This is a genomic window from Shewanella kaireitica (genome assembly GCF_023284045.1).
Taxonomy (GTDB): domain Bacteria; phylum Pseudomonadota; class Gammaproteobacteria; order Enterobacterales; family Shewanellaceae; genus Shewanella; species Shewanella kaireitica.
Genome location: NZ_JAKIKQ010000008.1, coordinates 15,439 through 29,896 on the forward strand (window position 1 = coordinate 15,439; position 14,458 = coordinate 29,896).

At 44.1% G+C, this 14,458-nt stretch carries 16 protein-coding genes; 6 read left to right on the top strand and 10 right to left on the bottom strand.

What is annotated here, in order from left to right; all coding sequences use genetic code 11:
* Positions 1 to 9: 9 nt before the first annotated feature.
* Positions 10 to 1,380, bottom strand: a complete 1,371-nt coding sequence (locus L2730_RS11650; RefSeq protein WP_248974754.1) for an ATP-binding protein — start codon at positions 1,378 to 1,380, stop codon at positions 10 to 12.
* Positions 1,381 to 2,064: a response regulator gene (locus L2730_RS11655; protein WP_248974755.1), complete on the bottom strand. Its 684-nt coding sequence runs from the start codon at positions 2,062 to 2,064 to the stop codon at positions 1,381 to 1,383.
* Positions 2,065 to 2,292: 228 nt separating this feature from the next.
* Here L2730_RS11655 and L2730_RS11660 point away from each other — a divergent pair, with 228 nt between their 5' ends.
* From L2730_RS11660 to L2730_RS11670, 3 genes are all read left to right on the top strand, one after another.
* Positions 2,293 to 2,778, top strand: coding sequence for a Spy/CpxP family protein refolding chaperone (locus tag L2730_RS11660; protein WP_248974756.1), 486 nt, complete (start codon positions 2,293 to 2,295; stop codon positions 2,776 to 2,778).
* Between the two features lie 157 nt (positions 2,779 to 2,935).
* Positions 2,936 to 3,805: a cation efflux pump FieF gene (fieF, locus tag L2730_RS11665; protein ID WP_248974757.1), complete on the top strand. Its 870-nt coding sequence runs from the start codon at positions 2,936 to 2,938 to the stop codon at positions 3,803 to 3,805.
* A gap of 174 nt (positions 3,806 to 3,979) precedes the next feature.
* Positions 3,980 to 4,534 (top strand): porin family protein, encoded by a 555-nt coding sequence (locus L2730_RS11670; protein WP_248974758.1) that lies wholly within the window; start codon positions 3,980 to 3,982, stop codon positions 4,532 to 4,534.
* A gap of 82 nt (positions 4,535 to 4,616) precedes the next feature.
* Here the strand turns inward: L2730_RS11670 and glnG are convergent, their stop codons facing one another.
* From glnG to L2730_RS11685, 3 genes are all read right to left on the bottom strand, one after another.
* The gene (gene glnG / locus L2730_RS11675) at positions 4,617 to 6,032 is read right to left on the bottom strand and encodes a nitrogen regulation protein NR(I) (RefSeq protein WP_248974869.1); all 1,416 of its coding nucleotides are present in this window, start codon (positions 6,030 to 6,032) and stop codon (positions 4,617 to 4,619) included.
* Between the two features lie 11 nt (positions 6,033 to 6,043).
* Entirely contained in the window at positions 6,044 to 7,084 is a 1,041-nt protein-coding gene (glnL, locus tag L2730_RS11680; RefSeq protein WP_248974759.1) for a nitrogen regulation protein NR(II), read from the bottom strand.
* 179 nt (positions 7,085 to 7,263) lie between these two features.
* Positions 7,264 to 7,779, bottom strand: coding sequence for a DUF4124 domain-containing protein (locus tag L2730_RS11685; protein ID WP_248974760.1), 516 nt, complete (start codon positions 7,777 to 7,779; stop codon positions 7,264 to 7,266).
* Positions 7,780 to 7,971: 192 nt separating this feature from the next.
* On the opposite strand from L2730_RS11685, the gene L2730_RS21980 reads away from it, so the two are divergent.
* Both L2730_RS21980 and L2730_RS11695 read left to right on the top strand, forming a co-directional pair.
* On the top strand, positions 7,972 to 8,544 hold the full coding sequence (locus L2730_RS21980; RefSeq protein ID WP_346347822.1) for a type II secretion system protein: 573 nt from the start codon (positions 7,972 to 7,974) through the stop codon (positions 8,542 to 8,544).
* 26 nt (positions 8,545 to 8,570) lie between these two features.
* Positions 8,571 to 9,140 carry an MliC family protein gene (locus L2730_RS11695; protein WP_248974761.1) on the top strand — a complete coding sequence of 190 codons (570 nt, stop codon included), beginning with the start codon at positions 8,571 to 8,573 and terminating at the stop codon, positions 9,138 to 9,140.
* A 52-nt stretch (positions 9,141 to 9,192) separates the two neighbouring features.
* Here the strand turns inward: L2730_RS11695 and L2730_RS11700 are convergent, their stop codons facing one another.
* The 5 genes from L2730_RS11700 to L2730_RS11720 form a co-directional block, all read right to left on the bottom strand.
* A complete protein-coding gene (locus tag L2730_RS11700) occupies positions 9,193 to 9,816 on the bottom strand; it encodes a glutathione S-transferase family protein (protein ID WP_248974762.1) in 624 nt (207 codons plus the stop codon).
* A gap of 69 nt (positions 9,817 to 9,885) precedes the next feature.
* Positions 9,886 to 10,563 carry a type 1 glutamine amidotransferase domain-containing protein gene (locus L2730_RS11705; protein ID WP_248974763.1) on the bottom strand — a complete coding sequence of 226 codons (678 nt, stop codon included), beginning with the start codon at positions 10,561 to 10,563 and terminating at the stop codon, positions 9,886 to 9,888.
* A 90-nt stretch (positions 10,564 to 10,653) separates the two neighbouring features.
* Entirely contained in the window at positions 10,654 to 11,811 is a 1,158-nt protein-coding gene (locus tag L2730_RS11710) for an iron-containing alcohol dehydrogenase (RefSeq protein WP_248974764.1), read from the bottom strand.
* Between the two features lie 117 nt (positions 11,812 to 11,928).
* Entirely contained in the window at positions 11,929 to 12,531 is a 603-nt protein-coding gene (locus tag L2730_RS11715) for a TetR/AcrR family transcriptional regulator (RefSeq protein ID WP_248974765.1), read from the bottom strand.
* A gap of 133 nt (positions 12,532 to 12,664) precedes the next feature.
* Positions 12,665 to 13,117 (bottom strand): Lrp/AsnC family transcriptional regulator, encoded by a 453-nt coding sequence (locus tag L2730_RS11720; protein WP_248974766.1) that lies wholly within the window; start codon positions 13,115 to 13,117, stop codon positions 12,665 to 12,667.
* Between the two features lie 165 nt (positions 13,118 to 13,282).
* Between L2730_RS11720 and L2730_RS11725 the strand changes: the two genes are divergently transcribed.
* On the top strand, positions 13,283 to 14,458 hold the full coding sequence (locus L2730_RS11725) for a PrnB family protein (RefSeq protein ID WP_248974767.1): 1,176 nt from the start codon (positions 13,283 to 13,285) through the stop codon (positions 14,456 to 14,458).

Consider the following 14,458-nt stretch of genomic DNA (forward strand, 5'->3'; position numbering starts at 1 on the left):
TAACGTTATTTATTGCAATGGAAGTGTAATCGTAACTTTCAAACCATGAGGCTGACAATTGTCGGCCTCTATTTTGCCTTGATGGGCGCTAATAGCCGCTTCTGCAATCGCTAAGCCTAAGCCCCAACCGCCAGACTCTCTATCTCTCGCTGATTGTGGTCGATAAAAGGGTTTGAAAATTGCTTCTAAATCGGCAGCATCTGGGATCCCTGGGCCATCATCAATAATTTCAAGCTTCAGCTGTTGGGCTGAAATTGAAGTTTGAATCGTAACTTGCGACGTTGCATAACGAATTGCATTGCGCAGTAAGTTCTCTACGGCTCGCGTGAGCGGCCTTGGGTAAATGGGCAGCTGTATCGATTCATCTATATCAATATGCAGTAGCTTGTTCTGTTGTTGTGCTTCAAAGTCAGCGTCATCGAGCACCTGACTCAACGCTTCTGCAAGTTCTAACTGATGTTTAGACTCATTGGCATTGAGCTTTACTCTTGAAAGCTCTAATAGTTCTGCAATCATCTGCTCTAGCTGGTCGGCTTCATACTCTATTCGTTCCGTTTCCTGTGTGTCTTGCCCTTTCTTGCGGCTCAATGCCAATGATAGTTTTAACCGTGTCAGAGGAGTGCGCAGCTCATGAGAAATATCGCTTATGAGTCGTTGTTGGCTGTTGACCATATCTTCAACAGAATCGGCCATACCATTAAAAGCTTGTGCCAATTGACCAATTTCATCATTACGCTTAGCGGTCGCTGTGTCGACACGGCTACTAAGATCGCCGTTGGCTAACGCATCTGCACTACTTTTAAGAGAACGTAATGGTTTACCAAGATGCCAAGCGAGCAATCCACATAGCAGGCCAGAGAGTACGATTGCGATACTCAATGTGAGCAACTTATTGTCGATAAAGAAGAAAAACCATGGGCGAGGATGGTGCTCTGGCAATCGGCCGTAGAGTGCATATGGCTTGCCCTCAACTTGGAACTCATAAGGGCCAAATAGCAGCTCATCTCTGAATTGGTGTTTGATTGGTTTGCCTGCTTCATCAGCCAATAACATAAATCGACGCAGCGCACGTGAAGGTTTATGGGTGTTAAGCACATTGGCATTTTCATCGACAAGGTAGATCCTCACCGGGCGGCCGTTGCTTTCTTTAAAGCGGCTAAAACGTTTCATCCGTTCTGGCTGCATCACTTGTGGGGATTCAATTATTCGCTGGGCGAACTTTGATAGTAGTCGTTCAAGATGAGGTGGAAGTGCCGACTGATCATGATTTTGCTGCAGCAGTGGTAAAAGGCCGATTAGCGCAATGATGAGTGAGCTACAGAGCCAAAAACCGAGTAGCAATTTTACAAAAATATTATTGGGGCTTTTTCTTATTGGCATTTAAGGTAACCAGATATAGCCTTTACCACGTATGGTTTTCACTCGTGGACGACCATCAATACGCTCGGGCATTTTTTTTCGTAAGTTAGACAGATGCATATCTAAACTACGATCAAACGGCATCAGTTTTTTACCTAACACTTTTTCGCTGAGTGTCTCTTTTGATGCAAGTTCTCCAGCATTTTGTACCAGCTCAAATAGCAAACTAAATTCAGTGCCAGTGAGTACAATAAGCTGCTCTTGGCAATGTACTTCTTGACGAGCAGGATCTAACTTGAGATCGCCGAAATTATGTACATTTTGTGTTTTATCATCCTGTTGTACGTGAGTGCGGCGAATGATGGCGCGGATCCGAGCAACAAGTTCACGGTCATTAAAAGGTTTCGGCAGATAGTCATCAGCGCCAATTTCAAGGCCGACAACTCTGTCTATCTCATCGCCTCGTGCGGTTAACATCAGTACCGGAGTTTGCTTTTTAGTGCGTAGTGCCCGCAATACTTCAAAGCCGTTGAGTTTTGGGAGCATGACATCTAACAAGATAAGGTCAAACGCTCGTTCAACGGCGAGATCGAGTCCTGCCTGTCCGTCATGGGCTAACGTCAGTTCAAACCCTTCAAGTTCTAATAGCTGTGCCAGCAGTTCTGAAAGACCTAAGTCATCATCTATCAACAATATACGGCTCATGTTAACCCTTTTTCACTGTCTTAATATTTGGAGTATACCTTGTTTGGTGTCAATTGCAGTTTAGGAGTGTAATTGAACGTAAAGATGGTAGTTGACACGTTTAGTTGCAGGAGATTTACAGTGTTTTACGCAAGCTAAACCCTCACTTACATTGCAATCTCTATACTGGAAAGCGTTAATTACAGCTTAGCGATGCCAAGCTCAGTAAAACCTAAAGAGGCTACCATTATGAAAAACAATACATTGAAAGCAAGTTTGCTCGCCATAGTGGCTAGCACTACATTATTAACTGCGGGTGTTTACGCTGCTGATAATGCTAAAGACTCTGGCGACGGTCATGGTAAACAAGGGTATCACCAAATGAAAGGTGATCGTGGCGGTCATAAAGACATGCGCAAAATGTTCCGCGGTTTAGATCTAACAGATGAACAAAAAACTGAATTAAAGGCATTGTTTACTTCGCATCGTGATGAGATGAAGCAGAGCCGTCCATCAAAAGAGGAAAGGGCTGCACAGAAAGAGCAGATGTTGAACTTTATTACTGCCACTAACTTTAGTGAAGATGAAGTTAGGCAAGCATTAGCGGCTAAGCAAGAAGCACGTCAGCAAAAAGCCGTAGATATGTTGAAATTGCAAAACCAAGCCTATCAGTTGTTGACGCCTGAGCAGCAAGAGAAGTTTAAGCAACGTTTTGCTAAACACGGTAAAAGATAACAAGTCGCTATTGTGAATTAAGTAATTGACTGACTCGTTGATTACTTGTTTCTATTAAGCTGATTGTATTAACTTGGGAGGAGTCATCGGATTTTCTTCCAAGTTTGTTATAAACTTAAGCTCTGTGTTTCCCTTACTGTATTAGTAAACAGATCTTATGAATGACTCTTCCCAATATGACTTCTGGGTGAAGCTGGCTAGCCGCGCTGCGGTTGCGACAGCTTTAACCCTTATTGTTATTAAGCTTGCCGCATGGATGTATTCTGGCTCAGCCAGTATGCTGGCTTCTTTGACAGATTCTTTTGCTGATGCTTTGGCTTCTATCGTTAACTTTATTGCGATTCGTTATGCAATAGTGCCTGCAGATCAAGATCATCGTTATGGTCATGGTAAAGCGGAGCCATTAGCGGCCCTTGCACAATCAGCCTTTATTTTAGGCTCAGCCTTTCTGTTATTTTTCCATGGTGGTGAGCGTCTAATTAATCCTGTAGAAGTTAAGCATGCCACTTTAGGTGTGATTGTTTCTATTATTGCGATAGTCATGACATTTGCACTGGTGATGCTGCAGAAAAGGGCGCTTGCAGCAACCTCTAGCACTGTGGTTGAAGCTGATGCGCTGCACTATAAGTCAGACCTATTTTTAAATGCTGCGGTGTTGCTGGCGTTAGTGCTATCGCAGTATGGCTGGTGGTGGGCCGATGGCTTATTCGCGGTGTTAATCGCACTGTTTATTGGTCAACAAGCGGTTGGACTGGCATATCGTTCTGTGCAATCGCTGCTTGATCGTGAACTTGACGACGAAACGCGAGATAAAATCACTGATATCGCTATTAACGATCCCCAAGTTAGAGGTATTCATGATCTTCGTACCCGTGAGTCAGGCAAGACCATGTTCATTCAATTCCATTTAGAGTTAGATGGAGCGCTAAGTCTTGAGCAAGCCCATCAGTTAGCGGTTGCTACCTCTGCCAGGATCCGACAAGAGTTTGTTGAAGCAGAGGTGATTATTCACCAAGATCCCGTGTGAAAATGGGGGAGTTTACTGCAAAGATTAGAGCATGCTTGTTGGTCAAATGTTGCGCTTTAGAGGTCTTGTGGTTGGTAAAAGGTAATTAAAATAATTGTTTACATATAAGTGTAGCAATTTGTATCGTCACCGTGATAAATTCCTTCGCATCAAAAACGATGTAGGGAATGAATCATGAAAAAATTGTCAATTATAGCGTTAGCGGTACTTGGATTAACGACTTCAACAGTTGCTTCTGCAGAGACAGATCGTATTGGTGCTTATGTTGGTGGTCAAATTGGTGCGTTTTCAGCTGAAGTTGAAGGTGACTCTGAATCGGGGCAAAGTTATGGTGCTTACGGTGGGTACAACTTTAACGAATGGTTTGGTCTAGAGGGGACTATCTACCTTACTAACGACTTTGTTGATAATGAATTTGCTAGCATACATGCTGCATCTTTTAGTGTTGCGCCAAAGTTTACGCTTGTGCTTAACGATACGTTTTCTTTGTACGGTAAAATCGGTGTGGCATCAGTAGCTGTTGTTGCAGATAGCTTCATTCGTGACGTTGATTACTCAGGTTTCGGTTTAACTGTTGGTGCGGGTGTTAATGCTGCAGTCACTGATAAGTTAAATATCCGTTTGGGTTATGACTTTACCTCTGCCGACCTTGATTCAGATGATTTTGGTACCCAAGATATTGATATGGATCTGTCGAACGTTACGTTAGGTATGCATTACCAGTTCTAAGCTGAGTTAATGCTGTACCTTGCTAGTAATAAAAAAGGATATCGTTTGATATCCTTTTTTCGTTTTAAGTCTGAGGTGTCAGCTATTCCATTGCGAGTTCTTTAAGCTTGCGAGTTAAGGTATTACGCCCCCAACCTAAGCGCTTAGCGGCTTCCTGTTTATGACCATTAGTATGCTTAAGTGCAGTTTCCAATAAGATACGCTCAAAGGCTGGCTGAACTTCTGTTAGCAAGTCACTCTCTCCATCAGCTAGACGTTGGTCGATCCAAAGTTTGAGCGCTGTTTCCCAATCATTATCATGACTACTTTTTTCTGTGGATACATTGGTGTCCTGTAACAATTCTGGCGGTAAGTCTTGGGGGAGGATCTCTTGCCCAGAGGCCATTACCGTTAACCAGCGACAAGTATTCTCCAGTTGACGTACATTACCAGGCCAAGGCAAAGTCGCCAGCTTATTGGCAGTTTCTTTGGTTAATGTTTTGGGTTCTACATCGATCTCTTTTGCGGCAATGGCTAGAAAGTGGCGAGCCAGCTGAGCAATATCTTCTCGTCGTTGCGATAAAGGTGGCAGGTGCACTCTAATAACATTGAGTCGATGAAACAGATCTTCTCGAAACTCTCCTTGCTGCACCAGTAATTCTAGATTTTGGTGGGTTGCAGCAATAATTCGCACATCGACTTGCACTGGCGAGTGACCACCAACTCGGTAAAACTGCCCATCTGCTAAGACCCTGAGTAAACGTGTTTGTACATCTAGTGGCATGTCTCCTATTTCATCGAGAAACAGCGTGCCGCCATTAGCCTGTTCAAATCGACCTTGGCGCACACTACCAGCGCCAGTAAAGGCGCCTTTTTCATGGCCAAACAGCTCTGACTCAATGAGATCTTTGGGAATTGCAGCCATGTTGATGGCTATAAAAGATTTATCTTTTCTCGGGCTGTGTTTGTGCAGTGCGCTTGCTACTAGTTCTTTACCCGTTCCTGATTGGCCATTAATCAATACGCTAATTGATGATCGTGATAGTCGGCCAATGGCTCTAAAGACTTCTTGCATCGCCGGGGCTTCGCCAATAATTTCAGGTGTAGCAATAACAGGCTCTGCTGCAGTGTTGCTGCTATTTTGTTCGTTAGCATGTGTTATCGCTCGCTCAACCAAGGAGATGGCTTCATCGATATCAAATGGTTTTGGCAGGTATTCAAATGCGCCAGCTTGGTAGGCGCTAACGGCGCTATCAAGATCTGAGTGTGCCGTCATAATAATAACGGGAATATGCGGGTAGTGGCTTTGCAAGCGCTCCAGTAAAGTTAACCCGTCGGTGCCTGGCATACGAATATCAGACACGATGACTTTGGGCTCCGCCATTTCTAAAGCATCCCAAAGCGACTCTGCAGCAGCGAAGCTGGCGCTGCTTAAGTTGGCACTTTTGAGCGATTTTTCAAGTACCCAACGAATAGAGCTATCATCATCGAGGACCCACACTTGTTCTGTCATGTTTATATATTCCTCAATTAACTATTGATGGGTAAGGTGATGGTGAAAGCGGTACGACCGATAGATGAGTCACAATCAATGCGTCCGCCGTGGAGGCGGGCAAAGTTATGGGCAATAGATAAGCCTAAACCTGAGCCTTGTTCGCGGCCGGTTACCATAGGGTAAAATAACGTGTCCATCAGCTCGGGATTAATGCCAGGGCCGTTATCAATAACGGATAGCATCAATACTAATTTATGCCGCTGGGTGCCAATAGTTACTTGATGCTGAGTACGGGTTTTTATACTGATATTCCCGCCAGCTTTGTCGAGTGCTTGTACCGCATTTTGCACAATATTAAGCAGAGCTTGCTGCAGCTGATCGGGATCCATTTCGATATCAGGGATCGAGGGATCATAATCTTGGGTTAGGTTAATATTTTGCGGCAGAGTTAGATTGACCAGCTGCAATACCTTATGTACCACTTCATGGATGTTATAGAGGCTATGCTGAGTTGGTTTTTGTGGGCCTAATAACCGGTCAACCAAGCCTCGTAGCCGATCTGCTTGCTCAATAATAAGGTCGGTAAACTCATTGAGCTCAGGCTCTTTAAGTTCTCGCGATAAAAGTTGCGCCGCGCCGCGCAAGCCTCCTAATGGGTTTTTGATCTCATGAGCGAGATTTCTTACTAGAAATTGTGCCGCTTGTTGCTGGGCATCTTGAGTGAGTTGTTGGTGGATCCGTCGTTGCTGATCCACCTGTCTCAGCTCTAGTAATGCTTGGCTATTTTCTTGTTCAATTGGGGTTAAGGTGACATCAACAGTATGCTGCTGCCCATCAAGAGTGACGAGTGATACGGTGTTAACCGTAAGGCCTTGATTATCTCTTATGGCGACTTGAAGCAGTGGTAGGTCGACTGCTAAGGTTTGATAATGGTTGGGAAGGCTCAACTCAAGCAGCTTATTGTTACTCACGCCTAAGAGTTGCTCTGTAGCGACATTAGTATAAAGCAGCTCGAGTTCATCATTTATGACTAGCACCGCAGTCACTAAGTGATTGAGCAATAAACCTGTATCCATCTACGACTCCGCCTTATTCAGTTGCACCATTTTGGGACTTTAATTTGGTTGCACCACTATGGTGCACCAAAGTGGTGCGCTCTGCAACTAGACTTCACCGAAGCAATAATGCTAACTTTTCAAGTTTAATGCTTTGTATTCAAAGGTTTTAATGTGTTTCATCACCTTTATTGAAAGCACTATCTAGCTCTATTTTGTATTGTTCGATGAAGAAATACTTTTCTTGGTGGGGTAGATGCAAGTAGTTTGCCGTCTTGTGTTAGTGCCTTGATAATAAAGCTATGCTCGCCACGATCTATATTGGTCACTCGAAATAAGCCTCTTTGCTGCGCATCTCCATACTGCTTGCCATCCATAAATAGAACAAGTAGGTGAGAGGAGGCGAGTTTTGGCTCAAGCTGTACCGCGATTGAGATCTCACCTTCGTTGCTTCTAATGGTTTCCTCTTCGCTTGGCGAAGTGATACGCATTTTATAATTGAGGCGATCAGCCGGTAGTTGAGTGGACTCTGCCTTGATATAAGGCTGGGGAAGTTTTACTTGGTTTTCGGTATTTTTATTAAACTCTACCACTTCGGCATTCTTTACAGGCTCGTCAGAAAAATGAACTTTGCCATCTTCATCTACCCACTTATATACCGTTGCATGGTTCAGCGGGCTAATGAGTAGAGCTAAGATAAGTAAACTGAGGCGCATAGTGGTTTCCTTGATGAACATTGGCTTAGTCAGATTAACGCCTTTTTAACAATAAATCATGAACTTTGTTGCCGCTAACTTATACTGATTCTTAAGATATTCATGTTAAATATAAGTCTGTGCGACTTTTGTGCTACTGTTTGAATGGCTGCGCCTTGCGCACATGGATAGGGTAAATATAGGGAATAGTGCGTGAAAAAATTCAATCCAGGCTTTACCTTAATTGAGCTGGTTGTAGTCATTATTGTACTGGGAATTTTGGCTGTGATTGCAGCGCCGAAATTCCTCGATTTAAGAACAGATGCAGAAACGTCGGTATTAAAAGGCATGCAAGGCAGTTTAAAGTCAGCGCGAGATCTAGTGGCTGCCCAAATTGCGCTTAGGCCGGAAAATTTAAGTGCTGACAATCGAAGTTTCACGCTTGAAAATGGCCAAGTGATAGAGGTGCGTGGTCAATATCCTGATGGGCGCTGGGAAGATACCTTCGACCAGATTGTTGACTTTGATAGCGTGACATTTGTGACTAATAACCAGTGTACTGAAGATAATTCTACTACTGCCTGGTGTGCGCGTGAGAGAAATCGTGGTTGGTTTAATAGTCGTGGTTATAGCGCAGAGCGTGGCCGCGGTTTTGTGATTTTTCCACAGGGTAATAATGTTAATCAGGATGCTTGTTACCTGTATTATTTTACGCCTAATCGCGGCAATGTTGTTGGTTTAGGCAGCTTACCGATAGTTGAATTAGATCTATCCGAGTGCAGTTAAGCTGAATAAATTTCGGAGAGGGGTTTATGACAATAAGATTATGGCTAATGTTGACTCTTTTTATCAGTTTCCCATCATTAGCGGCGTCGCCAAGTTTTGACTGTAGCAAGGCTAGTGGTGAAGTTGAAACACTGATCTGCAACGATGAAGGACTGGCTAAGTTAGATCGACAGTTGTCGCAAGTGTATCATCAAGCGCTACCAAATATTCCTGCTGTAGAGCAACCTAAGGCGATGCAAAGAGGTTGGATAAAAGGGCGCAATGATTGCTGGAAGTCAGCAGGTGTTCGTCAATGCATAGCGCAAAATTATCAAAGCCGCATCATTGAATTGCAGATTGAGGGAGGGTTATTGGAAGTCCCTGCCAGTGTGGTGTTTGATTGCGGTGAGTACCTACAGATCACTGCGGTTTTTTATACTCAATTAGAACCCGTAACCGCAGTTTTTAGCTTTGATGATCAACAGTTGATTGCCAGCAATGTGATCAGTGCGAGTGGCGCTAAGTATCAAGGGCAAAACTTTGAGTTTTGGGAGCATCATGGCGAAGCTAGCGTTCGCTATTTTGACACTGCGGCGAAATGTAAAATCCGAAAATAATAAAGGCAGCTATAAGCTGCCTTTTTACTTCTTCAAGTAGAACGGGTATAGATTAGCTATTCTCGTACTTTAGCTCAATCTCACTCGCCTTAATGTTGTTAGCGTGTTGAGCTAACTGTTTGGCATAGGTAGCGATATGAGGATATTTCTCCGCTTCACCACTGGCCACTAACAGCTCTACGATGAACGACATCATGATGTCTGCCCCTGTGAGCTTATCTGCAACTAAGTAGCGTTTTCCGGCTAAAGCTTGGTTGACATAGCTAAGAATTTTTTCAGTTTCTACGGCAGCGTAACCTTCTAAAAAATTGGTTTGGCAGCCATCTTTAGCGACAAACATTCTAAGCAGTAAAGGCAATATGGCGGAGCTTTCTGCAAAGTGCAGCCATTGAAGGTACTCGACATAATCACTACTGCCTTTTTCTGGAGCGAGCTTACCAGCTGCATGAGTATCAATCAGATACTCGGTGATCGCACCTGACTCGGCAATAACCTGTTGCTTATATTCAATCACTGGAGATTTACCCAACGGGTGGATCGCTTTAAGCTCTGGTGGCGCTAAGAAGGTTTGGCTATCTCGCTGATACGCTTTAACTTGATAGTCTAGTCCCAGCTCTTCAAGTAACCAGATAATCCGCTTTGAGCGTGATTTGTTGAGATGATGCAGAGTGATCATTGGCAGTCCTTTACAAAATATATTGAGCGGCGAACCCAAAAGTACGCCGCTTATAACTAGCGATAGTTATTACTTAAGCTGCTTGATGATCTCATCGGCCACAACTTCAGAAGATGCAGGATTTTGACCGGTAATGAGGTTGCCATCAACGGCTAAATAGCTCGCCCAGTCATCACTCTTACTATAGAGCGCACCGTGAGCTAGCATCATATCTTCAACAAGGTAAGGCACTATGTCAGTTAGTTGTACTGCGGCTTCTTCTGTGTTGGTAAAACCTGTCACTTTTTTACCGGCAACTAATGGCGTGCCATCAGCAGCTTTGACATTTTTAAGCGCCCCTGGTGCATGACATACCAGGCCGACAGGTTTACTTGCTTGATAAAAACTCTCTATCAGTGAAATCGAATTCGCATCATTGGTTAGATCCCAAAGTGGGCCGTGACCGCCTGGGTAAAAAACAGCGTCATAATCATCAGCGTTAACTTCTGCAAGCACTTGGGTGCTAGCAAGTTGTTGCTGCGCATCACTGTCCTTATTGAATCTATCTGTCGCTGCCGTTTGAAAGTCTGGTTGCTCACTGCTTGGATCGAGTGGTGGTTGGCCGCCAGCTGGTGATGCGAGGGTGACGTTAAATCCGCTGTCTTTAAAGCGATAGTATGGGCTGGCAAACTCTTCCAACCAAAAACCTGTTTTTAATCCTGTATCGCCCAGTTTGTCGTGTGAGGTTAGTACCATTAATACATTCATTAAATAATCCTTTTCATGCTTAATTGTTGTAGGCATAACTCGCTTTACCAGCGAGCTATGCAGTAAGTGATTGCAATACCATCATTATGCTTACAGGTTACGCTCTAAAATTTTGCGACTCATGGCAAGGTCAACATCTTGCTTTTCGCCTAAAGCTGTCATGCCGTGAGCTTCTAGTTGTTCGATCACTTTGTCGATACTGCTGGCATCTAAACCATAGTCGGTTAGGCGAGTCTTGATACCCATAGCTTCGAAAAACTCGCGTGTTTTAGCGATTGCAGCATCAATAATTTCGTCGTTAGTGCCTTGAGTTAATCCCCACACACGTTCGGCATATTGCAGTAACTTCGCTTGCTTACCTTCACGGCGACAATCAAGCATGCCTGGTAATACGATGGCGATAGTGCGGGCGTGGTCGATGTCATACAGTGCTGTAAGTTCATGACCAATCATATGAGTTGCCCAGTCATGGGGAACGCCGCGGCCAATTACACCGCTAAGTGCCATAGTGGCTACCCACATTAGGTTAGCTCTAACATCAAAATCTTTTGGTTCACTGAGTGCTTTAGGGCCAAGCTCAATCAATGTTTGTAGCAACCCTTCTGCAAAGCGGTCTTGCACGGCAGCATTGACAGGGTAGGTTAAATATTGCTCAGTAATATGAATAAATGCATCTACCACACCGTTGGCGACTTGACGCTCAGGTAAGGTAAAGGTTTTGCTCGGATCTAAAACGGAGAACTTTGGATATACGTGATCGCTCATAAATGACAGCTTGGCTTGGTACTCTTTGCGAGTCACAACGCTGGCGCTGTTCATTTCAGAGCCTGTTGCTGGCAGTGTCAATACTGTACCGAAAGGCATTGCTTGAGTCACTTTTGCGCCCCAGCTTAAAAGAATATCCCATGGTTCACCTTCAAAAAGTGCTGCAGCCGCAACAAACTTAGTGCCATCAATAACTGAGCCACCACCTACAGCGAGAAGAAAGTCGATTTTCTGCTGTTTAACGATTTCAACAGCTTGCATTAACGTCTCATAAGTTGGGTTGGCTTCGATACCGCCAAACTCAACGATTTCACGTTGGCCTAGTGCGGTTTTTACTTCGCCTAAAGTGCCTGTTTTTTCTGCGCTGCTACCACCAAATAGTACTAAGACTTTGGCATCTTTTGCCACTAGGTTGTCCAGTTCTGCAATCTTTCCTTCACCAAAGCTAATGTGTGTTGGGTTGTAATAATCAAAGCTATACATAATTGTTCCTGTCTATCGATGTATACATCGAATAAATACTGTTTAGTAGACCAGTCGTCTAGTTAACAGCCAAAAAATACCCGCCTTAAGCATAGGCGGGGGAGATAAAACTGCTGGCTAATTCAGCGGAGGGATGGGCTGAGCCAGCAGGGCTTTGGTGACTTGCAATACGCGCTCGATTGCATTTGGATCACGGGATAACTTATTTTTTAGGCTAGCACCTAACCAAAGCTGGTATAAGGTTTCTGCAGTTATGTCAGCTTGCATTGTTGGCAGTGAGCCATCTTCAATACCAGCTTGAATACATCCAGCTAGACGAGCAATTACAGCCGATGAACCTTTATCAAGCGCAAGGCGCATTGATTCAGATAGGTCGGCAACTTCAGCGCTGAGCTTAACCACTAAGCACTTCTGGTCGATACTGCAATCGCTCTGTGTTGTTTGCCAGCGTAACCAATAGCTCATCAGCCGCTCAAGACCCGACCCATGTCGAGACTCAAACAATTCATCGATACTACTAATGTATCCTTTGAAGTAGCTATTGATTATCTCCTCGCCAAACTGCTCCTTAGATTTGAAGTAGTGGTAGAACGAGCCTTTTGGTACATCGGCAAATTTTAAGATCTGCGATAAACCGACATTTGAAAAGCCTTTACTCGAAATAAGGCTATAGCCAGAATCGATAATATGTTGACGTGTCTGCTGAGATTCAATTTTCATGACGCTGATAGTACGCTGTATTAGACCGGTCGTCTAGTGATTTTTTAATTGTCCAATTAACGGCGATATTTTAGAGCGGTACGAAGGCAATCGTTGTGCTTAAGTTACTGACTATTCGTTAATTACAGTGCAGTTATAACGGTAATGTGCTGCGCGAAAAGTTCTGTTTTAGCACTACGGTTGACTCTATACCGGCAATACATTGGAGGCTCCCCAGGGATTTTTTTACAAAACTTTCGTAGCTAAGCAGATCAGTCGCGACAATTTTTAGCACATAGTCGTGTCCACCTGTGACCACTGAACACTCCATCACTTGCTCAAGGTTTTGCATCGCTGTTTCAAATCGCTCGGCGTGATGGTCAGAATTCTCAGTCAGGCGAACAAACGCATATACCACAACGTTAAGGCCGACCTCTTTTGGCTCTATTTGAGCTGCGTAGCCGCTGATAACACCGCTATCTTCGAGTTTTCTGACTCTGCGAAGGCAAGGGGTATCAGACATATTGAGTCGTGAGGCTAGCTCAGAGATTGCAATGCGACCATGCTTTTGCAAAATAGCGAGAATATTACGATCTTTACTATCCAATGAGTCATCCCATTATTTATTTTTAGTCTATTTCAACACTATAGCGTTATTTTGTAGTGGAATCCGATCTTAATATGAAGTTATTCAACGAAAAATGATGATTTCAACCTGAAAGATACTGATAGGCTAATTCAACAAAATAAGAACAAAAATAGGACTCACTAAATGACCCTCAATACCCGAGCTTTTGATCACTGGATCCGCACTCGATTTGTCGAGATTAATACCGAATTAGAGCAACTTTATGCTGAGCAGGCCGATCGCGCCAATGTTGAAGGTGTTGGTGAACACCTTAAGCAAGCCTTGGAAGCCGAAGGACGTGAGATGATTGCGACCCTGTTGGCAGAGGGAAATACCGATGAAGGCTTTGATCATGCCTTTGATCTATTGGGAAATGTGGGTTTGTATATGGCGGCTTGTCGCCGTCATGAGATCACTGAGCCTTCCCGGGAAAGGGTTTCACCACTCACTGAAGCATCGGCGCTAGCAATGCACATTGGCGCCTCTATCGGTGTTACGCCAAGATTTGCCACAGCTCATTTAACCACCCATAACAGTGCGCAGAACGGTCTCTATAAACGCTTTACTAACCTGCCTGCGGAAAAGCTATTTGTTGATTACAACACTAAGGGGATTTTGTCGTATAAGCGTGCAGCCGACGCGTTGATTAAAATTGAGCCTCTTGGGATCACCCACCCTATTGCCGCTGATTTACTTAAGGTCGCGAAGCAAGCGCTAGTTGATGTTAAAGAATCAAATCAACAGTTATTTAAAAAGCTCGATACTGATGACTTTTTCTATTGTGTAAGGCCCTATTACAAGCCATATAGAGTGGGCAGTCAGGTGTATCGTGGTGCCAATGCGGGTGACTTTGCTGGCATTAACGTCATCGATATGTTGTTAGGACTGTGTGAGGCTAATGAGCCTGCCTATTCGCAAATGCTGGTGGATAAGTTTTTGTATATGATGCCAGAAGATCAAAGCATTTTGCGTGATTGCATGCGCCGAACCAGCTTTATGGATGAGCTTCTAGCACTACAGCATCTAAATCAGCAACCGTGGTTTACAGAAAATGTAACACTGTTCTTAGAGGTTTGCGCTTTGCATGGTGATACTGCAATTCAACATCATAACGAGCTAGTGAACAAGTACATTGCTGCTCCTTCAAAGAAACTGCAGCAACAGCATATGGACAAGGTGACCGCCAGTGGTCCACCATTACCGGTACTTTTGAATGCATTAGAAAAACTACGCGATCGCAGAGCTGCCGCTGAGCGCAGTGATATCAACACGCGTTATGATGATATTAAGTCGCTCAAAGCCAGTTTAGAGGCGCTTTAA

Coding starts and splice junctions, on each gene's coding strand:
- L2730_RS11650 (WP_248974754.1), bottom strand. CDS start 1,380: ATGCCAATAAGAAAAAGCCCCAATAATATTTTTGTAAAATTGCTACTC.
- L2730_RS11655 (WP_248974755.1), bottom strand. CDS start 2,064: ATGAGCCGTATATTGTTGATAGATGATGACTTAGGTCTTTCAGAACTG.
- L2730_RS11660 (WP_248974756.1), top strand. CDS start 2,293: ATGAAAAACAATACATTGAAAGCAAGTTTGCTCGCCATAGTGGCTAGC.
- fieF (WP_248974757.1), top strand. CDS start 2,936: ATGAATGACTCTTCCCAATATGACTTCTGGGTGAAGCTGGCTAGCCGC.
- L2730_RS11670 (WP_248974758.1), top strand. CDS start 3,980: ATGAAAAAATTGTCAATTATAGCGTTAGCGGTACTTGGATTAACGACT.
- glnL (WP_248974759.1), bottom strand. CDS start 7,084: ATGGATACAGGTTTATTGCTCAATCACTTAGTGACTGCGGTGCTAGTC.
- L2730_RS11685 (WP_248974760.1), bottom strand. CDS start 7,779: ATGCGCCTCAGTTTACTTATCTTAGCTCTACTCATTAGCCCGCTGAAC.
- L2730_RS11695 (WP_248974761.1), top strand. CDS start 8,571: ATGACAATAAGATTATGGCTAATGTTGACTCTTTTTATCAGTTTCCCA.
- L2730_RS11700 (WP_248974762.1), bottom strand. CDS start 9,816: ATGATCACTCTGCATCATCTCAACAAATCACGCTCAAAGCGGATTATC.
- L2730_RS11705 (WP_248974763.1), bottom strand. CDS start 10,563: ATGAATGTATTAATGGTACTAACCTCACACGACAAACTGGGCGATACA.
- L2730_RS11710 (WP_248974764.1), bottom strand. CDS start 11,811: ATGTATAGCTTTGATTATTACAACCCAACACACATTAGCTTTGGTGAA.
- L2730_RS11715 (WP_248974765.1), bottom strand. CDS start 12,531: ATGAAAATTGAATCTCAGCAGACACGTCAACATATTATCGATTCTGGC.
- L2730_RS11725 (WP_248974767.1), top strand. CDS start 13,283: ATGACCCTCAATACCCGAGCTTTTGATCACTGGATCCGCACTCGATTT.